This is a genomic window from Sphingobacterium sp. UBA5996, from assembly GCF_002429765.1.
Classification (GTDB): domain Bacteria; phylum Bacteroidota; class Bacteroidia; order Sphingobacteriales; family Sphingobacteriaceae; genus Sphingobacterium.
On record NZ_DJAS01000010.1, the window covers coordinates 125,275 to 147,348 of the forward strand.

At 40.2% G+C, this 22,074-nt stretch carries 13 protein-coding genes; 10 read left to right on the forward strand and 3 right to left on the reverse strand.

Annotated elements, in window-relative coordinates; translation table 11 throughout:
• From B3E00_RS07120 to B3E00_RS07135, 4 genes are all read left to right on the forward strand, one after another.
• Nucleotides 1–1,431: a TolC family protein gene (locus B3E00_RS07120; protein ID WP_209574860.1), complete on the forward strand. Its 1,431-nt coding sequence runs from the start codon at nucleotides 1–3 to the stop codon at nucleotides 1,429–1,431.
• Between the two features lie 129 nt (nucleotides 1,432–1,560).
• Nucleotides 1,561–2,079: a hypothetical protein gene (locus B3E00_RS07125; protein ID WP_209574858.1), complete on the forward strand. Its 519-nt coding sequence runs from the start codon at nucleotides 1,561–1,563 to the stop codon at nucleotides 2,077–2,079.
• Nucleotides 2,066–2,566, forward strand: coding sequence for a hypothetical protein (locus tag B3E00_RS07130; protein ID WP_209574856.1), 501 nt, complete (start codon nucleotides 2,066–2,068; stop codon nucleotides 2,564–2,566). Before B3E00_RS07125 ends, B3E00_RS07130 begins: the two co-directional genes overlap by 14 nt.
• Nucleotides 2,550–3,299 (forward strand): YoaK family protein, encoded by a 750-nt coding sequence (locus tag B3E00_RS07135; protein WP_209574854.1) that lies wholly within the window; start codon nucleotides 2,550–2,552, stop codon nucleotides 3,297–3,299. Before B3E00_RS07130 ends, B3E00_RS07135 begins: the two co-directional genes overlap by 17 nt.
• A gap of 10 nt (nucleotides 3,300–3,309) precedes the next feature.
• Here B3E00_RS07135 and B3E00_RS07140 read toward each other — a convergent pair whose 3' ends face one another.
• Nucleotides 3,310–5,820 (reverse strand): kelch repeat-containing protein, encoded by a 2,511-nt coding sequence (locus B3E00_RS07140; protein WP_293937868.1) that lies wholly within the window; start codon nucleotides 5,818–5,820, stop codon nucleotides 3,310–3,312.
• Between the two features lie 362 nt (nucleotides 5,821–6,182).
• On the opposite strand from B3E00_RS07140, the gene B3E00_RS07145 reads away from it, so the two are divergent.
• The 5 genes from B3E00_RS07145 (at nucleotide 6,183) to B3E00_RS07165 (ending at nucleotide 16,429) form a co-directional block, all read left to right on the forward strand.
• Nucleotides 6,183–7,640 carry a glycoside hydrolase family 76 protein gene (locus B3E00_RS07145; RefSeq protein ID WP_209574851.1) on the forward strand — a complete coding sequence of 486 codons (1,458 nt, stop codon included), beginning with the start codon at nucleotides 6,183–6,185 and terminating at the stop codon, nucleotides 7,638–7,640.
• Between the two features lie 125 nt (nucleotides 7,641–7,765).
• The gene (locus B3E00_RS07150; protein ID WP_293937871.1) at nucleotides 7,766–10,948 is read left to right on the forward strand and encodes a SusC/RagA family TonB-linked outer membrane protein; all 3,183 of its coding nucleotides are present in this window, start codon (nucleotides 7,766–7,768) and stop codon (nucleotides 10,946–10,948) included.
• A gap of 105 nt (nucleotides 10,949–11,053) precedes the next feature.
• Entirely contained in the window at nucleotides 11,054–13,114 is a 2,061-nt protein-coding gene (locus B3E00_RS07155) for a RagB/SusD family nutrient uptake outer membrane protein (RefSeq protein ID WP_293937873.1), read from the forward strand.
• A 157-nt stretch (nucleotides 13,115–13,271) separates the two neighbouring features.
• A complete protein-coding gene (locus tag B3E00_RS07160; protein WP_293885029.1) occupies nucleotides 13,272–14,084 on the forward strand; it encodes a DUF3823 domain-containing protein in 813 nt (270 codons plus the stop codon).
• Nucleotides 14,085–14,251: 167 nt separating this feature from the next.
• Nucleotides 14,252–16,429, forward strand: coding sequence for a hypothetical protein (locus B3E00_RS07165; RefSeq protein WP_293885030.1), 2,178 nt, complete (start codon nucleotides 14,252–14,254; stop codon nucleotides 16,427–16,429).
• 220 nt (nucleotides 16,430–16,649) lie between these two features.
• Here the strand turns inward: B3E00_RS07165 and B3E00_RS07170 are convergent, their stop codons facing one another.
• On the reverse strand, nucleotides 16,650–17,429 hold the full coding sequence (locus B3E00_RS07170; protein ID WP_293885031.1) for a response regulator transcription factor: 780 nt from the start codon (nucleotides 17,427–17,429) through the stop codon (nucleotides 16,650–16,652).
• A gap of 2 nt (nucleotides 17,430–17,431) precedes the next feature.
• Complete coding sequence (locus tag B3E00_RS07175) at nucleotides 17,432–20,587, reverse strand: sensor histidine kinase (protein ID WP_293937875.1); 3,156 nt, start codon at nucleotides 20,585–20,587, stop codon at nucleotides 17,432–17,434.
• Between the two features lie 174 nt (nucleotides 20,588–20,761).
• On the opposite strand from B3E00_RS07175, the gene B3E00_RS07180 reads away from it, so the two are divergent.
• Nucleotides 20,762–21,922 (forward strand): aldose epimerase family protein, encoded by a 1,161-nt coding sequence (locus B3E00_RS07180; RefSeq protein ID WP_293937877.1) that lies wholly within the window; start codon nucleotides 20,762–20,764, stop codon nucleotides 21,920–21,922.
• The last annotated feature ends 152 nt before the right edge of the window (nucleotides 21,923–22,074 follow it).

Below are 22,074 nucleotides of genomic sequence, written 5' to 3' on the forward strand. Positions count from 1 at the left end.
ATGTGCAAATTGAATCTCATTTTTATTGTATTGTATGTTTTTCTATGCCATTTGCTTCCCGCGCAGGAAAAGGAGAATACGGCAAGAAAAACGTTCACTTTGGATGATATGGAAGAACTTTTGATGGCAAACCATCCGATTGTAAAACAAGTCAATCTATTGAGTGAGACTGCTAAAGTGCAGGTGATGCAGGCATTAGGTAAGTTTGATCCGACTATCAATGCAAGTTTTAAAAATAAACACTTCGGCAATAAGGAATACTACAACGAGTGGAATAGTGAGCTGAAAATTCCACTTTGGTTGGCTGGAGCCGACCTTAAAATTGCTTACGACAGAAATGTCGGTGACTATACCAACCCTCAATCCAGGACGAACAACGCTGGCCTGTCTGCCGTGGGCTTAAGTATACCACTGGGACAAGGATTGATTATTGATAGCAGAAGAAATACGTTACAGCAGGCAAAAGCAATGATACGCTATTTAGAAGGCGAAAAGATAAAGCAAATCAATAGCATTTGGTTCCAGGCAGTTTCAGACTACTGGAATTGGTATTTTGCCTATCAGCAGTATCAGTTTTTACTTGAAGGTGTAAAATTAGCAGATCAACGCTTTAAGGCTATCAGCGAACAAACGGCCTTGGGTGATAAACCTGTGATTGACTCGGTTGAGGCCTATGTCGTAGTCAAAGAAAGGTGGATAGAGCTTTCGAAGTATGAAGCCGAGTTAAAAAATGCCCGCATTATGTTGTCCAATCACCTTTGGAATGATCAGCAATTTCCAGTGGAACTTCCAGACTATGCAGTTCCTCATAAGGCAGCTGGCGAAATTCTCTTACCGGACAATAAAGTGATCCATGCACTCCTTGATTCAGCTAAAATTGCCCATCCTGAATTGATCAAATTGGCGAGTAAAAATCAACAGCTCGAATTTGAAGAACGCTACCGTAAGGAAATGCTGAAACCAAAACTTACGGTTTCAGGCACATTGATATCGAACCGCCGCAGTTTCAATGATTTTATACCACCACAGTATGATTTCAACTGGCAGAATTATAAACTGGGGTTTGAATTTGCATTTCCCCTATTTATTCGAAGTGAAAGGGGGAAATTAAAAGAAGTGAGAATTAAGTTAGATCAATTACACTACGAACAGGTGGTTACCGAGCGCAACATTTACAATGATGTTATTAGAAAATACAACGAATTAACAGCTTATAGTACGCAATTCGAACTTCATGCTTTAAATGTGAGTAACCAGGAACGTTTACTTAAGGGGGAGTTAAACAAGTTTGAACTAGGTGAATCAACCTTGTTTGTGGTTAATAGCAGAGAAAGCAAACTGATCGAAATGCGCATAAAGCAAGAGAAGCTTTTTACGGATTTTCGGAAGGCACTAGCAGAGTTATACTACAAGGCCGGAACCAAATTTTAATCTGATTTTAATCTTGGTATTCTTTTTAATCTCATTTTAATATCCGTTCGAATATTCTAATAGAAAGTTAATTCCAGATTCATTCGATTGCCATGGTGGCCTATTAATTTTGTATAAAAATAATTGGATATGGCAAAGGCAACGCGGGTATTGATCCCAAGTGATTTTACAATTGATTCGCTTTTTTTTGTTATTCACAGCATCGAACAATCTACAGCGGAAGAGCTTGACATCATTCTAGTCTATGGCAATAAGAGTAGTGCTTCGATCAGTGAACTATTAGGAATTACATTGGAAGACCAACTCAGCAATCTTCAATCCGAAGATTTCTTGAAAGCCTGCCAAATGATCTGTCATCGGTATGAAAATCGTAAGCTAACAATCTATACCGATATCCTCAGCTCGGACAATCTCAATTATTTACAGCATTATTTGCGCGGAGCTCGGATTGATGAAGTCAAAGTTCCAACAGATTATGAATTTGAAAAAAGAACACGGCACTTTTTTGACGTCGGACAGGCTTTGCTTCATTTGAATAGAAGCAAACAGAAGAATGTCAGGATTGTAGAAAAACCTGGAACAAATAAAACAGGGAGAAATGTGTTAGCGGATTTATTTTTTAACAAAAAATGGGATGTTAATTATTAAGAGAAAAATACTGGCAAAATTCAACTTTGTATTGTTGACTTTTTTGCTTTTGGGAGCAAGTTCAATGGTTGTTTTTTATGAAAATCCTGAGCGGCTTTTAGAGGGAGAGTGGGAAGAGCAAGGTTGGTACTTTGAGAAAGTGGAGAAGTCGCCTATGTTTAAAAAGCAGACGGTTATTCATGAAGGAATAAAGGATGCCGCAATAGCTCATCTTCCGCCTTTGCAGGATGGGTTATGGCACTTTGAGAGGATGGGCGATAAAAATTTTATTGCGCATCATGAGGATAAACAATACAACTGGTTTTTGAAGGGGAGGGGGCACATCCTTGAGCTTCGAAAGAATGATGAGCTTATCGAAAGTTTTGTTATTCAGAAACTGAACAAAAACCAATTGGTGCTGCACCTTAATTTGGATATGCAGACAAAAGGGATAGCGCGTATCGTGTTGAAAAAAGGAGGAAAGGAAAAATATGCTGAGAAAATATAGCAATCATAGGACCATCGAAGATAATATTAAGTTGGGAGGGATTACCGCTTTTTCGGCGGGAATGGTCAATGTCGCTTCCGTTATCGTCTTTTTCTCGTTTACATCCAATGTAACCGGTTATTACGCCGTTTTTGCGCAGGAGATAGCGAAAGGAAATTGGTATCAAGGGGCAGTGGTACTGTTTTGGATATTACTTTTTTTGACGGGAAGCATGCTTTCGAATCTTATCATTATCCATGGTAAAGGACGTTTTAGTTCCTACCTGACTCATTCTATTCCCTTGGCGTTGGAAATACTGAGTATATTATTTGTAGGGATATATCTGGATGTATTTTATGAGGATTCCTTAAAAGAAACAGAGATACTTGTTGGTGCACTATTGTTTGCGATGGGACTACAAAATGGTTTAACGGCGAGCATATCAAATTTTGTCGTAAAAACGACACATCTAACAGGGTTGACGACAGATCTTGCAATATTAATTTCGATGTTCACTAAAGAATCAAACCGAAATAATAAGGCATTGGTGGACAAATTTCATTTGCTTTTGAGCATTGTTGGAGCTTATGTACTTGGAGGGCTTTTAAGCGGTATTTCTTTTACCTACTTATCGAATAAAACTTTCTACATAGTCTGTTTCGTTCTTTTAATTATCGGACTGTACGATCATTACAAATTGTATATGCTGAAAAAGCAATTTGTGAATCGTCACCGTGAGGGAGTGGCGACTTAAGTTGGGGGTACTATATAATTTTGTCCAGTTGGTGTGGAAAATCTTCGTTCATCAGCTGTTTATAATTGAGACAGAATTGGTGAAATTTTATACGGGCATCCTCCTGCTGATGTAAGACATACATCGCTCTTACTTGAGAGAATATAGCCTGTTCATTCAAAGGATCCAATAACAATATAGCATGTGCTAACGCAATGCTTTTTTTATAATGATGTCCGAGTTCCGCTTGCTGAAGTTTCGCCAGTAAAATGGGGAGCAAATTTTGTTCAACTTCAGTTTTTAGGGTATCAAATACGGGGTGATCCAATCCCTGCAAAAACTTACCCCGCTGAATGATTTGAGTTAATCTGCTTTCATTGATGTAAGAAGGATCAGCCATTAACTGGATACATGCTACATAATCACAATAGAATTCTTCTGTTGTTTCAATAATAAATCGGCCCTTCATATATACAAGTTCTATTCCTGTAAATTCGCTCAGCACTTTTCTTAAATGGTTGATCGTAACTCCTCTTGAGTTCTTGACCTTATCTTCTGATTTGTCAGGCCACATCATCTGGCTGAAATATGGTGAACTGATACCCGATCGGTGAGATAGGATGAGGCAAAATGCCTGCTTAAGTTTTGTGCTAAATAAATAGGAGACATCCCGTTTGTTTCGGTCAAACGCACGGAACTCACCGAATAGAAAAATTGCATTCGGACGGACAGAATCGTCTTTTTGTGGCAGTTGAGCGGTTACAGCTATTGGATTAGTGATAAGGGCCGTCTCTTCTAGTAGATTAGTTAATTGTCTTTTTCCTCTTCTTTTCCTCCAAATAAAGTAAGTACTCAATCCAAATATTCCCAATACCATCAAGAATAGGAATACCTTGCGATGTGAACCATATCTGGGAAAGCTGTTTAGCTCTGTCAAGGTTATAGGAGTCATGTTTAATGAATAAACCTTTAATGTCGATTGGATATCATCCTTTGATTCCTGAACCAATACTAGGAGTCGGCCTAACTGCTTATCCATATAAAGTTGGGCATGTGTACTTATTTTATCTGAGTAGATCGGGATGGAGTCGCCTACTATGGCAAAACTTCCATCTTGAATCGAAAAGCGATAAAGTTGAATATGTGATTTTGTTAGATACTCTGGATAGCATAAAGCATAAAAGTGCGCTTCATCAGGGAAGACCAAACCTCGGGCTGGTACGATATGCTTATCTTTCCACATGATGTCCCATTTTTTAATGATTTTCTTACTGTTCAAATTAATCTGATAAAAGTCATACAGATATTTTCGCCCAACAATATGTTCTCCGGATTCATTGCCCATACCTCCGAATATATAGGCGGTATGATCTTTGGTACCTTTTCCAGCAGTAAGAAAATAACGTGGGAAGATCTTATCACCTGACCATCCCTGTACGGTTTGCCATTTGTTGGAGTCGACATCGTAACGTCTAAATTCATCACTGTATGTCATTTTGCCATAGCCCCCGAAAATATAGAACCGCCGATTTCTTTCGTCATAAAAAGAGCCATGATGATTTAGCTCCTTCTTGATTAGGTCGGAGCTTTCAACTCTCCATTTGAAACTTTCAAGATCGAGACTCGCGACTGTAGGACCGAAATAAGATTGCGTATAAAAAAGTTCATAAACATAGAGTTTATTTGTCACGGAGTCGATGAAATTATTTCCTAAAACCAGTTTAACAGGACATGGGTTTTGAAATGCCAACTTATTTGTCTGATTGGTTTTTATATTGTATATGGTTATGGAATCCTGATTAAAATAGTAAATCTCTTTTGTTCGCTGATTGTAACATGAGCCAGCTTGTGACGGTGAACTGTTCGAAAAAATATTTTTCCATTTGTAAGAATCTAGAATCAGCCATGTTGGATTGGAAACGCTCCCGTAAGCATTGCCGTCTTCATCGTGGACAATACCTCCCGCATTCTCCTTTAGTGGAAAGAAGTACTGATGCGTTGCATTTCCAATACGTACATTTTTGATGGACATCATAGGTACATCAATTAGATAATCACTTTTTCCAAAAATAATCCGGGGAGTGTATACTTGTGGTAGCTTGACCCTTGGTGATTCAAACGTCTGATCCTGGATCTTGAGCTTAAATGCTTGCTCTTCAAGATTAAAGGTCAACTGAATGTTTATCCATTCCTCCTTAAACAGGCGCTGTTGATTTATTTTCGCGATGATCAGACTAGTCTTACCTTCTTCATTCAGTCGGAAGATACAATTTTCTCCCTCTTCATCATAAAACAGATTATAAATCGTATTGTTGTCTTTATTCTTGACACGGAAGATATTACCTAATGAGTTTGATGAATAAATGGATAATTCAAATGCTAAGGTAAACTGCTTCTCAAATGAAATATCCTTTTTATTAAATAATTCATAGGAGGTTCGTTTATCTATAGGTTCATGGCCGGCGCTAAACTTGAGCCCCTGAGATAGGGAAAGTATCGGAATTAAAAGCAAAAAAACAATATATAGTGTACAGCGTGGCATAGCACAATCAAAAACTTAAACCAATTCGTCGTCGACAATGAGCTGCTTCATATTACCTGTTGCCCCTTGTCGGCTTTTAATGAAATCGTAACGGTTAGGATATCCCTTATCAATATCTAACAGCGTTAAAAGTATGCAAAAAAAAGCGGCCAATAAAATAAAACCTATGTTACAATCACCAAGTGGCATTTGTATCATTAATGATAATATAAAAACAAATAGCGGGAAGGGTTATCGTTTTATTTTTGCGTTTTAACCCAAATTTAACCCAAAAAATAATCAGTCAATACTACCTTGCGTTCGAATTCCTACAGGTATTTCCGGTAGAAACTCGAACTAATTATAAATCGAAAATCTTACTTATGAAAGTCTTTAAAAAGCTGCAATTTGTTATTGTTGCTTCTGTATCCATGATGATTGTTCCGTATGGATATGCCGAGGCACAAACATCTTTTTCCGTTGCCGATATCAAAAACAGTCACAATATTCAAGAGCAAAACTTACTCCGTGCGATGGAACTTTTTGAACGATCAATGGAAGTTTATTTCTCGGCTGATGGACAAGCTATGTATCGTTTTTATAACCCGGATACAAAGGTGCGCTCCCAAGAAAAAGCAAGTGTATGGATGTATTCCGCCTCGATAGAGGCTGTCAATGCCATCTTAGGTGGTCTCAAGTCGCAGAAAGAAAATGGGAACCATCGTTTATTTGATCAATACTATAAGCGCTATGTTAACCTGTTGGCCCAGCTCCATGGTAATGCAGCCTATTATTTAGGTTCCTTCAACCTTATTTCCTTTACGCAGACACAGGACTGGACAGTTTACGCTGTAGATCGTGTTGGGGAAAAAGGTAAAGCCAATGTAACCGGCGTTCTCAATGTTTATGACGATCAGATGTGGATGATACGGGAGTTGATAGAGGGTTACCGTCTGACTGGTAAAGATACATATCTAAAAGAAGCCGAGTATCTGACTGCTTATGTCCTCGATGGATGGGACTGTACACCCGATAATCGAGGGCATGAAAATGGTGGGATACCGTGGGGACCGGGCTATGTAACGAAACACGCCTGTAGCAATGCACCAATGGTTAGCCCGCTGGTTTGGTTACACGAAATCTATAAATCCAAGAAGGACCTCATAACATACCGGTATATTGATATAAAAGACCAACAATCCCGTCGTTCCAAAACGATTCGGAAGAGCGAGTTTTATTTGGATTTTGCTAAAAGGATTTACGCTTGGCAAAAGGATCATCTATTGAACGATAAAGGTGTATATGATGATATGCTGGGCGATTGTTATCCAGATTGCAGTATTGCCTACGAAATAGTGGATGGCATAAAGTACCGAAAAAACACCCAACTGAGGAAAGCCGTTGGCACCTCTTTTTCCTATAACAGCGGCACAATGATTTCTGGAGCTGCTGATCTGTATCGGGCGACCCAATCAAAAATCTATTTGGAAGACGGCGAGCAGTTGGCCGATGCCAGTTTCCAATATTTTGCTAAACTAGGTTCGCAGGTTCCTGCGCACTATACTTATGCTTCGGATGGATTTAACAACTGGTTTAATGGTGTATTGCTTCGAGGGTTTCTTCAGATTTCTCCAATTTTCAAAAAAGCTGGAAGTTATAAGGAATCGTTTCAACAGAATTTAGACTATGGATATACGCGCTTTTTACGTTCAGGCTTATTACCGCAAGATCTTCTCGGGGGATGGCATGCAGACAAAGGTAAAAATAACCTAGAGGGAATGTTCATGTTTGCCTATGCGGCACAGTACGCAATGCTGGCTCACGCTCATGACGGGAAATAACTGGATGAGGTAGAAGATCAACGGAAGCAAGATTTACTTTAGAAACAAATACCAATAAAACCGAGCCTACAAGCTCATGAAATACTTCAAATAGCACAATCACTAGTTAAAACCAATTTATTAAGATGAAAAAGGATATAGGGAAATCGAAGCGGCGACTCAGCACACTGCTTGTGCTGATGGCGCTGGGTATTCCGTCCATCGGATGGGCCCAACAACGGAATGTCAGGGGAAAAGTATTGGATAGTAACAATAAGCCGATTGCTGGAGTGACGATATCGGTTCAGAACGCAGATAGTCGTATAGAGACAACGACCAACGCGGACGGAAGCTATTCCATTAGTGTTCCTGAAGGGAAAAAACTATTATTTAAGTCTCTTGGCTTCAGCGCTAAGGAAGAGGTTACTGATGGGAAATCCACGATTAATGTTGTATTGCAAAGCAATGATATGCAGTTGGAAACAGTTGTTGTAGTCGGTTATGGTACGCAGCGTAAACAATCACTAACCGGTGCCATTGCATCTGTCAAGGGGACAGAAATGAGGCAGACGAAAAACGAAAATCCGCAGAATATGCTAACTGGTCGGGTGGCTGGTGTACGCGTTTGGCAGAAGAGTGCAGAGCCAGGAGCTTATAGTGCAAATTTTGATATACGTGGCATGGGAGCTCCCTTAGTCGTAATTGACGGGGTACCCCGTACAAGTGAAGACTTTCAACGTCTCAACCCGAGTGATATTGAAGACGTTTCGGTACTAAAGGATGCATCGGCTGCCATTTATGGAGTGAGGTCGGCAAACGGTGTGGTACTGGTAACGACAAAAAAGGGAAAGGAAGGGAAGACGAACGTCAATTATAATGGATCTTATACTTTTCAAAGGCCTTCGGGACTGCCTGTATTGGCTGATGCAATCAGTGCCATGACGGTCTACAATGAGAAATCCATGAACAATATCAATGGTGGCAGTCCCATATATACCGATAAAGATTTTGAAGATTTTAGAAATGGGACACGACGTTCGTCCGATTGGACCGGTCTGATCTTTTCAAAATATGCGCCGCAGACTCAACACGATATTAGCTTTTCAGGTGGGAGTAATAAAGTTCAATATTATATTGGGGGTGGTTATTCCTACCAGCAAGGCTTTTTTAAATCAGGTGATCTTAATTATAATAAATACAACTTACGGTCCAATATTTCGGCAGAATTGGCCAAGGGATTGAAACTTGACTTAAATATCAGCGGGATGGCCGATCAGCAAAATAATCCTTACAACAGTGCTGTTGATATCATTCGGAATTATTGGCGTCAGGGTGTATTGTTTCCTGCATACGCAGATCCTGACAATATCTTGTTAAATTATGAGGGACTAGATTTAGAACAAAATACCGTCGCGATGATGGATGCCGCTATTTCCGGCTATCGCAAATTCAAAAAGAAGACTTTTCAATCTTCCGCTGCGTTAAATTATGATTTGAGTAATTTATCCCCTTTGCTTCAAGGATTTTCAGCAAAAGCGTTAATTAGTTACGATTACCGTGCGGATAACAATTCCCTGTTCAGAAAGGAATATTATCAGTATGCATTGAATAAAACAACAGGTAAATATGATCAGAAACTCTATAACTTGAGCAGTCCAAATCAAATGAAGCGGGAGTTTTATGATAAGCAACAGGTATTGGGACAATTTATTTTGAATTATGATCGAACTTTTGCGGAGCAACATAAGCTAGCTGTGCTTGCGGGCTGGGAATCACAAAAAAACGATGGTGATAACTTCTATGGATTGAAAAATCTTGCTTTTGGTTCAGATCAATTGCTCGCTGGTGTAGAAGACGGACAAATGACTTCCATGTATGGCGGAATCGGTGACTACTATAATGAAGCGAAGTCTGCGCTATTTGGACGTGTTAACTATGATTTTGCTGGACGTTATATTGCCGAATTCCAGTTTCGCTATGATGGATCTTCCCGTTTTGCAAAAGGGCATCAATGGGGTTTTTTCCCTTCCGCTTCTATAGGATGGCGTATCTCTGAAGAACCATTTTTCAAATCGATTGACGCACTCTCTTTTGTCAATCAACTCAAATTACGCGGTAGCTACGGTGTGCTGGGTGACGACTTGTCAGATTCATGGGATTTTGGTTGGGTGCCTGGGTATGTTTATCCTGCTACAAGCGGAAATGCTGAAAATGGATATAACAATCAATACGCGCCAGGCTATATGTTCGGTGATAAATACATTACGGGCGTAAGCCGAAAGGCTATCGCCAATGAATTAATTACTTGGTATAAAGCGAAAACCTTCAATGTCGGTTTAGATTTTGAAGGCTGGAACGGTTTATTTGGTTTTACCTTAGATTATTTTGAACGAACGCGATCAGGGCTATTTCAAAGGCGTACAAGTGAATTTCCTACGGTAATCGGGGCCATAGCCCCGATGGAAAATGCCAATAGTGATCGTCATATGGGAATGGAATTGGAATTGAAACATCGTAATAAAATCAACGATTTCTCCTATAATATTCGCGCGATTGCCACGGTGACCAGAAATAAATATCTCACAGCAGTTCAAAATGGTCCGTACAAAAACTCGTACGACCGTTGGCGTAATGACAACTTCAATGACCGGTATCAAGGAATACAATTTGGCTATGAATCGGCAGGACGGTTTGAAAATTGGGCCGATATCTGGAGCTATCCAATTTACAAGGAACGTGATGTATTGCCTGGAGATTATAAATACCTGGATTGGAACGGGGATGGCGAAATTAACGATCAGGATGAACACCCATTTGCCTTTGACCAAACGCCTTGGGTCAATTATAGTTTGAATATCGAAACTGCGTATAAAAATTTCGATATTAACCTTTTATTTCAAGGCTCAGCTTTGGGGTCAATGGAATATAAAGAACCTCTTTATGCAATATGGGGCACAAACGGAGGCGGAACGCTTGAGCAATATCTTGACCGCTGGCACCCTGTTAATCCATTGGCCGATCCTTATGATCCCGCAACAGAATGGGTGCAGGGCTATTATGGTTTCACAGGACGATACCCAAAATCCAATTCTGAATTTAATCGGGTGAGTACAGCTTATTTACGTCTTAAAAGCATTGAATTGGGCTACACCTTTTCGAATTTAAAACCATCCTCCTCATCGATGCGATTACGTGTTTATGCAAATGCTTACAATTTATTTACGATCACAGGCGTGCGATATGTGGATCCCGAACACCCAGACGATAATTTAGGTCGGATGTATCCATTGAATAAAACCTATTCATTAGGCTTATCGCTTACTTTTTAGCAAGCAAAAAATACATTACGATGGAGCCATCATGATTTATTTAATCTTATTGGGGAATGGATAAATCGGATAGCTTCATCACAATTGAAAAGCAAATTTATACAGATGAAAAAATTACTCGTTATATTATCATTAGCTGGCTCCATCGGATTTATAGGTTGTGCCGATCTGGATATCACGCCAAAAAATATTGTCACAGATCAAGATCTATTGAATCCCCCAGCCGGTATGGATATCTATATGGCTCGGATGTACAGCCTAATGCCTTTTGAAGATTTTAAGTATATGGCACAATGGGGGATAGAATTTAATGGTTGGCTGGCTGCCATTGGAATTGAAGGAACGGGCGAAGCTGTGACCAGGGATGGAATTAGTACTTCGTTTACTGGCGAGCGGACAGCGTATTGGGAAAGAGCGTTCGAATTACTTCGGGATGCCAATCATCTCATTGAAACTCTACCGAATTACAAGGATAAATTTTCTGAAGAACTTTATAATCATTACTTAGGTGAGGGATACTATGTTCGGGCAACCGTATTCTACGCCATGGCACGACGCTTCGGGGGAATTCCTTTGGTGACGAAAGAACTGCAATATCCGAATACATTGGATAATCTGGAAATACCTCGTTCCAGTGAGGAAGATACCTGGAATCAAATCCTCAAAGACTACGATGAGGCCATTAAATTACTCATGGCGAAGAGTCCCAAAACAGGTTATTCCAACAAGTTCGTAGCCCTGTCTTTTAAGTCCGAAGCCATGCTCTATGCTGGAAGTGTGGCCAAATATAATGAAACTGTTTCTGGTCGCTTGACTGGTCTCGGAAGAAAAACTGGTGTACGGGTGATCGGTTTCGATGCCACCACAGCAAGAGCTGCATCACAAAAGTACTTTGGAGAAGCTTACGCCGCAGCTCGACAGGTAATAGCAGCTGGGGGGTATTCGCTGTATAAAAAGAAATGGGCAGCGAACGATAAAGAAGCTCAGTATCAAAATATGGTGGACATGTTTAGTGACCTCAGTAGTCCGGAAAATATATACGTTAAACAATATGTTTATCCGACATTGACACATAGTTTTGATGCATTTAGTTCGCCCTTCACTTTTCGATCGCCACTGTCTGCGGGTACTTGTCCAACGGTAGATTTTATGGAACTGTTTGATGGATTTGACAAATACGCCGACGGCACAGTTAAAGTGACTACCGGACAAAGCAGCAAGGACGGGGAGTATAGACTGTACGACAAACCGATGGACTTCTTTAAAAATGCTGAACCTCGCTTGCGTGCTTATGTTATCTTTCCCGATGATATTTTTAAGGATCGAAAAATGGAAATACGGGCGGGCATTTACACCGGTTCAGCACCCATAAAGCCGCTGTTCACGGATTATTCTTATGCAAGCGCGGATACACGTTACCAACAGCTGGGTGCTTACACAGGTTCACCAAAGACGCTTTACCTGAGTCCAAGAGATGGTGGTGGTCAGCAAACTGTTGATTATAATGGACAAAAAATGAATGCTGCCGGAAACGAAGGACCATTCTTTGATAATGGTGAAGCGACATTAACTGGTTTTTATGTGCGTAAATGGCTGAATACAAATCCAGCAAAAGAAGTAGGGGAAGGGAAATCTGATCAGCCCTTTATTTTAATGCGTTACGCTGAGGTCTTATTAAATGCAGCTGAAGCAGCTGTCGAACTCAAAATGCTGGGTGCGAATCCTACTGATGGAAGCGACCCTTTACAGATGGCAACCAGTGCTGTCAATGAGATTCGCTCGCGCGCGGGAGCAGATTTGCTAACAGGTGCGATCTCTGGAGATAATGCCGGAAGAGATATTGTCCGGAGAGAGCGTCGCAAGGAACTTGCGTTTGAACATAAAGCAAAATGGGATTTGCGTCGATGGCGAGTGCTGCATTTTGAAGGCCGGGATGGTTTTTGGGGAACACAGAAGGATAAAAATTTATATAGCAACAATGAAAATTTTAGGTTCAGGGGGTTATATCCATTTTTTTCCACCTCAACGGGTAAATACTTCTTTGATGCACGATTTCAATGGGTAAGTACCAAAACATTCCGGTATACACCTATAGACTATTATTTTGAAATCCCCGGAGGAGAGGTAGCTAAAAGTCCCGTGATTGACCAGCAACCTAACCGATAAATAAGTATGCTGTGCTGAGAGCGTAGAGGCGCTAAGCACAGGTCACTTGGAAGGTCTGAAATTCTAATAACAAAGTGAATGACTGGTGGAGCAGCGTTCCGGAAAATAGCAAGCAAATCAATTCGGAATATTCAAACCATCACTAAACGTAAAAGAGATGAAAAATAGTGTTTTCGGCGCGATAGGCATCCTATGTATGCTAAGTTCGTGCAGCCTTTTTGAGGCAGATAATTATGAAGCGCCTTCGGTGGCATTAAAAGGTGTTGTGGTCGACGCATCGACCGGCGAACCCATATTGACCGATCAGGGAAGTGAGGGGATTCGCGTTCGGTTAAAAGAACTCAGTTGGGGCGATAATGTGGAACACAACCCTGATTTCTATTGTATGCCTGACGGAACGTTTCAGAACACGAAATTGTTTAAAGGTAATTACAATATCACTGTTGATGGACCTTTTATTCCATTGGTGCGTACCGATGGCGATGGGAAGGTGCTATCAGATGACAGCAAAAACATGGAGCTGAATGGCTCTCATGAAATCAAGATGGAGGTGCATCCTTTTCTCAAAGTCGAATGGGTCGGAAATCCGGTTGTGGAAAACGGAAAGGTAAAAGCCAAGGTAAAAGTTACCCGCGCCATAACCGAACAGTTTTTTCGGGATAAAATTGAACCTTTGGGAAATTATAATGGGGATTTTTTAAATGTGACAGATATACAATTCTTTGTCAGCTATTCCTCCACGGTAGGGTATAGAGCGCGGGACGAACGTTGGTCTAGCAAAATCGAGTATGGGGGCAACAGTTTTAACGCAAAATTAGGGCAGGTTATTGATCTCGAATCTGTGGGAGAAATCCCAAAAGGGCGGACTGTTTTCATTCGGGCAGCCTCGCGAATTAATTACGACACTCCCCGTGGAACGGGAACGCGCAGATGGAATTACAACGAAGCCAAAAGGGTCGATATTCCCTAAGGGAATCTGTAGCCATGTTGAGCCAGTCTGTTAAAAATACCATGATAAAATTTGAATTTTCAATAGGACTGGCTCACTCCTCATTTGCTCGATCTAATGGGTTAAACCTGTTGAATAGTAGGGGGAATATAGGCGTAAACCGTACGTAAAGAAATAGACAATAAATTATGATAAAAACGAATATACTCTCGTTAATAATGTTGGCGGCGTTGACGACGGTCGCCCAAGAGAGAGATCCGGTAAAGACGACATTTCAAACCTCCAGCGAGTGGCGCCCTACAATCGATAATCGGGCGGACGCGGTGATGGTCTATGGAACAGGAGGGAATCCATCCGACAAATCCCGAAAGCCCCCTTTTGAAGAACGTGTCAAGTCCTGGCGCGATAAGGGGTATATTGTTCATTTTATGACTGGGATTGCCTGGGGCGAGTACCAAGATTACTTTACAGGGAAATGGGATGGGAAGATGCACTTGGATGAGGGACAGGTCGATGTCAAAGGCGATACCATCTGGCATGGTCATATGGTACCCTATATCGTTCCTACTGAAAATTATTTAAAATATATCAAGCAGATGCATGTCAAAAGGGTCATTGATGCTGGCATCGACGCCATATTTATGGAGGAACCGGAATTCTGGGCACGTGCCGGATACAGTGAATCGTTTAAAAAAGAATGGAAAAAATACTATGGTTTTGAATGGCGACCACAGCATGAGTCGCCAGAGAACACCTACTTATCCAATAAGTTAAAGTATGCTTTATATCTCCATGCGCTGAATGAAGTCTTTACTTATGCTAAATCTTACGGTAAAACCAAGGGGATGGAAGTAAAATGTTATGTGCCGACGCACTCTTTGATCAACTATTCGCAGTGGATGATCGTCAGTCCCGAAGCGAGTTTGGCTTCTCTTCCCTGTGTGGATGGTTATATCGCGCAGGTATGGACAGGAACTTCACGTGAACCGAATTATTTTAATGGATTAGCGAAAGAACGCGTTTTCGAAACGGCATTTTTGGAATATGGTGCAATGGAATCTATGACGGCTCCTACCGGACGGAAGATGTTTTTTTTGACAGATCCGATCGAAGATTGGCCCCGGGACTGGGCCGATTATAAGAAAAACTATCAGGCGACATTCACAGCACAGCTTTTATATCCAAATATCGCCAATTATGAGGTGATGCCCTGGCCCGAACGTATTTATGAGGGACTGTATAAAACAAGCGCTAATAGTGATCAAAAAGAAAAAATACCAAGACATTATTCGACCCAGATGCAGGTTATGATTAATAGCCTGAACAGTATGCCCAAATCAACCGGCAAAGTCTCTGGATCGACAGGGATCAGTGTGCTCTTGGCAAATTCATTGATGTTCCAGCGTTTTCCGACACATGCAGGATATGATGATCCACAATTAGCCAACTTTTATGGACTCGCCCTTCCTTTCCTAAAACGCGGGGTACCTATAAAAACAGTTCATTTGGAGAATTTAGCGGTCAAGAATGCTCTCGCGGACACGAAAGTCCTGCTCATGTCTTATTCCAATATGAAACCGTTAGCCCCTAAAGCACATCAGTACCTTGCAGATTGGGTAAAAAATGGTGGCGTCTTAATGTATTGTGGAACGGATCTTGATCCTTTTCAATCGGTACAGGAATGGTGGAATAGGAATGGTAGAAAGTATCAAAGGCCATCCGATCATCTATTTGAGCAGATGGGACTGAAGGACGAAATGGCAAAAGAGGGAAAATACAGGTATGGGAAAGGCACTTTGTACGTATTACGATCCGATCCTAAGGAATTTGTGATTAAACCTGATAACAGTCAGAAACTGCTGGATGTGACCAAGAATCTTTATGAAAGTAATGGTAAAGGGGAAAAGCTGCAATTTAAAAATTATTTTACACTGACGCGAGGCAATTACGATATGGTAGCTGTATTGGATGAGAGTGTGAGCAATCTTCCTTATCAGGTTAAGGGAAATCTAATCGATCTTTACGATCCGACTTTGCCCATTATCACGTCTAAAAGTATACAGCCGAATGAGCAGTGTTTGTTTGTGAATATCGATCACATAAAGAACAAACAACAACCACAGGTGTTGGCCTCCGCAAGTCGTATCTACAACGAAATAACGGCTAATCATCGGTATTCATTTACTGCAAAAAGCCCGATTAATACGACCAACATTTCGCGTATATTATTGCCTAATAAGCCAAAGCGTATTTTGGTAGGTAAACACAATGTCTTTTCAGAAGCAAATTGGGATACGAGAACAAAAACCTATTTACTGGGATTTGAAAATAGTCCTGATGGTGTTCAGGTAGATATTGAATGGTAACCTCGATGTTAAGATAAAGATACCAATCTGTATCAGGAAAACCTGAGCTAAAATATGCTTCAATCGGCAGATCCGATTCTAAAAAAAGAACCAGATTCCTAGCAAATCTGGTTCTTTTATTTATTCCAATTGAAGAGCAATTTGAATTTAATTTCGGACATATGTATTGAAAGGCTGCCTGTTAACCTAAGTTTAATGTGTCTAGAATGGAGATTATGGTTCAAGTAATAGTTCCCCTCGATTGTGATTCCTGAAATTCAGTTGGACTTTGTCCAAACTGTTTTTGAAAATTACGCGAAAAATGTGTTGCGGAACTGTAACCTAATAAATTTGAAATTTCGTACACTTTATACTGTTTTTGAATAAGCAGTTCTGCTGCTTTTCGGAGCCTGGTCAAATTAATCAATTCATTGGGCGAGAGGCTCGATACAACATTGATTTTGCGGTACAGTGTAGGTCTACTCATACAGAGAATGTCGGCCATGCGGTCCACATTGAACTGTGGATCATCGAGGTGCTGCATAATAATTTCTTCAATTTTCAGCAAGAACTCCTGTTCACTTTGGTTTTGGCCAATCTGCTGTATTTGGGACATTGGATTTTTGATAAAAAACTCTTTAACCTTTATCCGGTTCTTTAACAAGCTAGCTATTTGCGCCCTCAAAAAAGCAGGCGAAAAAGGTTTTTCAATGTAAGCATCAGCACCAAATTCCAGTCCTTGAATTTTTGATTCAATACTATTTTTTGCAGTCAAAAGTATCACTGGAATGTGTGCATAAGCGATATTTTCCTTGATTCTTTGACAAAGCTCAAAACCATCCATTTCCGGCATCATTACATCGCTTACAATCAGATCGAAATATTCAGAAGCGAGTAAATCCAACGCTTGCTTTCCATTAGAACTTGTCGTTATCTGATAATCTTCATTGAGATCATCTGCGATGAATTCGAGCAGTTCGGTATGGTCATCTACTAGTAATAAATTGGATTTGGCATTCATAATTATGGATTTGTATTGTGATTCAAAGGTAACGTCAAAGTGAATACGTTCAATTGAAGGTCATTTGTAGTATATAACAAGGTACCTTGGTGTTTCAACGTTAGGGATCTTGTCAATGCCAAGCCCAGACCACTTCCAGGAACATTCTTATTTTGTTTTAAGCGATTGAATGGTTCAAAAATTCTTTCCCTTTCTTCTGAAGGAATTAAAGCGCCGTCGTTTTTCACGGTCAATATAAAAATATTTTTCTGTATATCCATATTCAAATTTACCTCAATAAAGGATAAGGAATATTTAAGGGCATTATTCAATAGGTTATAGCATATCTTGTCAAATGCGTCCGCATCGATTTGACCGATAATATCGGGTATAATTTTCGATACAATCTGTTTTCCTTGCGACTGTAAAGTCACTGTAAAGTTACCGATGATTTCCTGAACCATCAGGCTGATGTTTTCTGATTCAAAGTGCAATTTAAACCCTTCCGTTTCGACTTTCCTAAAATCCAGCAATTGATTGCTAAGGGCAATTAGTTTCTCCGTGTTGTTTTGCATGGTCAATAATAGTTTGTCGGTGACGGGATTGTGATCTACCTTATCCATAAGTTTTTCTAGGGGGGCTTTGATCAAGGTCAATGGCGTGCGTATTTCATGCGCAACATCGGTATAGAAATTGATTTTTGAACGATAGAGTTCTTGTTCGCGTAGGTTCTGTACGGTTAAGAGATGTTGGCGATTGCGTTGTTTGATCTTTTCATTAAAATGATAAATTATAAATATAATCAGTCCAGCGGCTATTAATGCATAGCAAATAAAGGCCGGTACACTTGCCCAGATCGGTGGAAGGATCGTGATTTTAAGACTAGCAAAAGTAGGGATTGTATTGCCATTGGGATCTTCTGCTTTTACTGTAAAAATATATTTTCCGGGAGAGAGCTTGGTAAAATATGCACGTTGATTGCTTGTAATGTCTATCCACTTGTCGTCAAGGCCTTCCATCTTATAACTATAATGAATAGAGTGGGGGGCTTGATAATGCAAAGCCGCAAAATCAAGGCTGAAAGATGATTCGTCGTGTTTTAGTTTTATATTCTTAGTGAATAATATTGATTTGGATAGAATATTGGGATCGGTATATTGATTGATCGCTCTGTTGTTGATGTAAAAATTAGTGATATAAATCGGTATTTGATTCTTATAGTTAATTTGGTTTAGCTTTTCCGGGTTGAAGCGAATAAGTCCATTGATGGTGCCGAAATAGAAGTTTCCATTCTCATCATCAAAAGATGAATTGTAATTGAACTGAATAGTCGGAAGGCCTGACTCCAAGTTGAAAATCCGTTTTCTACCATTGGGAAGGTGGTAGCGTACCAAGCCCTTAGACGTACTCACCCAAAGATTATCTTGTTTATCTTCTAAGAAGGCTAGCGTCACATTACTGGGCATTCCTTCCGCTAGACCAATGTTTTGAAAGCCCTCTTGATTTATTTTTTTCTTTGCCATTCCACCTTCTGTGGCTATCCAAATCTGCTGTTGAGAATCCTCAAATAAGCTATTGACCCTATTATTTGCCAAGGAGCTAGAGTCGTTCTGGCGATGTGTGTAATGTTTGAAGTAACGCGTCGTCGGGTGATAACAAAACAGTCCATCTCGCCACGTGCCTACCCAGATATTCCCCTTTTTATCTTCCAAAATGCTTGTGTAAAACATATATTCTGGAACATTATTGATGAGGTGGAACGATTTTTTATCAAAATCAAAGCGGTATAATCCACGCGTTGAAGCTACGAGAATATCCCCTTTCCGGGTTTTGTAGAGATAAAATAGAAAATTACTTTGGAGATCGGATGATGCCACTTTACTGTTGCGGTCGATGTGATAGATAACTTTTTGAAGCTTGGGCGAAAAAATGTCGAGACCATTGACGAAAGTGCCTATCAGCAATTTGTCGCCAATAGGGAGAATTCCATGGATGTTGTTATTTGCCAGATTGCCTTGTTTGTCCGAGAAGTTTTGAATTCTACCCGATATGGGGTCGAGTTTTGATAATCCACCGTTTTCGGTGCCTATCCAAATATTATGGTCGATATCCTTTTTTATAATGCGTACGGCAGACCCTTTTAAGCTCCCTGGGCGGTCCTGTGGCAGGAATTTTTCGATTATACTGTTGTTTTTATGATAATAGTTGATTCCACCAAAATACGTCCCCAACCAGATACCTTCGTCTTTATCCTGTAAGACGTTATAAATAGCATTGTCGGATATGCCCCAAGGGTTTTCTTGCTCTTTTTGAATATTGATGAATTGTTGACTAGCTATTTGATATATAAAGAGACCAGATTCTGTTGCAAACCAATATTCATGATCGTTTGGCTGTAAAATATCTCTTACATAGAGAAATTGCTTCAATTGTTGGGGGCCCAGTATGGGTTTAAGCGATTTGTCTTTGAATCGGTAGCTATAGACCCCGGTTTTGGAAGTGCCGATCAATAGATCTCCTTCGCGATTTTCTTTTATTTTCTCAATACTAAACCAATCTTTAGCACCATATTTTGCTTGAAAGTCGAGCATCAGCACAGGGGTGCCCGCAGCATCTATTTGGAAAATCTTCCCTTCAGGAGTGCCAAAAAACACCGTTCCGTTTTTCGTGCAGCTGATGGAGGTGATGTACAGGTCTGATTTAGTCAATTGTCGAATTTCATGACTCATCAAATCATGGTAATAGAGCATTCCATTGGATATAAACCAAATCTTTTTGCGTTGATCGGTAATGATAACAGGGACATCTGCATTTTCAAATTGTTTGCTCAAAAGTCTAAATTGTTCATCCACGGGATCGTAGCAGTAGATTCCCTGATCTGTACCAATCCATATTCTTTTTCGAAAGTCTTCTGTCAGCGAAATGATGTTGTTGCCACCTAGGGTGTTTTTCCCAAGGCTCGGGGCGTCAAAATGTTTGAAATTATTGCCGTCGAAGCGATTTAACCCATCCTTTGTACCAAACCAAAGAAAGCCATGACTGTCCTGCATACTACAGATAACTGCATTGTTTGACAAGCCTTCATTAATTTGATAATGATTAAAATAATAGGGCTGTGCATAGAGCAACCGTGGAAGAAACAGAAAGAATAGAAAGCGTAGAGACTTCAGGTTGATCATGATCATTTGGTTATTGATACAAAATAGTGCTAAAATGAAACAATTTAATCTTAAAATTTCTCAAAAATTTAAGACTTTAGCCTATGTATAGTAATCGCTAAAATTATAAAAAATCTAGAAAAGGACACAAGTTCTATCTAAACAAAGATTATAAACCATTTTAAAATACGACGAATGAAAGGAAAAATGACCTTGCTTGGTCTTTCTGCAATGCTCGCTTTTTGTGTGTCTTGTCAGCAATCGACTGGTTCCAAAACTCCTAAAGCAGATTCTTTAGCGGCCCTGATGGATACTGTGCAGTTCCGCGCAACCATTGATCAAAAACAGGCTTACCTCTATAAATTGAGCAATAAAAATGGCGTGCAGGCTTACTTCACCAACTTTGGCGCACGATTAGTCGGTTTGTGGGTTCCAGATAATAAAGGGGAGTTATGCGATGTAGTTTTAGGATTTTCTAAAGCTTCTGATTATAATAATCCAAAAGAGCCATTTTTCGGTACCATCGTTGGACCTTTTGGCAATCGTATCGCCGGAGGGAAATTTAAACTGGGTGACGAAACCTATACGTTGGCGGTAAATAATGGCCCCAATACCTTACATGGCGGTTTCAAAGGGGTGCATTTTGCCCAATGGTCATTAAAATCTTCCGATCCATCATCGCTTACTTTTGCCTATACCTTACCGGACGGAAATGAGGGCTTTCCGGGCAATATTCAAATGGAAGTGACGTATACGCTTAACGACGATAACGAATTGATGATTGGTTACCGGGCTACCTCCGATAAAAAGACGGTGATCAACTTAACAAATCATGCTTACTTTAATTTAAATGGTGAGGGAAGCGGTACAATTCTGGATCATCAACTTCAGTTGTTTGCCAACCAATATACACCTGTTGACAGCACCTTGATACCTTCTGGACAGTTGACTTCGGTGAAAGGAACGCCTTTTGATTTCACGAATTTAAAGTCGATTGGAGAAGATATCAACGCAAATGACCAGCAACTTAGCTTTGGAAAGGGATATGATCATAATTTTGTATTGAGTAGAGAAAAGGAAGGAGACTGGTATAAAGCGGCGCATGTGGTCGGTGATAAATCAGGTGTCGTCATGGATATATTGACGGCTGAACCGGGTATACAGTTTTACAGTGGCAATTTTATGAACGAGCAGGTACAATTGAAGAATGGAAAAAAAGATTCATTTCGCACCGCTTTTTGTCTAGAACCGCAGCATTTCCCGGATGCTCCGAATCAACCTGCTTTTCCAACAACAGTCCTTAACCCTGGAGAAGTTTATCAGACGAAATCCCTGTATCGTTTTTCGGTAAAATAATACATATTTAATAGTGATTGGTTTGAAAGTGCACCGCTGTGAAGTGGTGCGCTTTCTTCATTTAATAGGCTTAAATGCATTTTGCAGTTGCGTTTTATTGATTTGATACAAATAGGCAGTTTTTTGAGAAAAATCAATCATCCAACTCATTC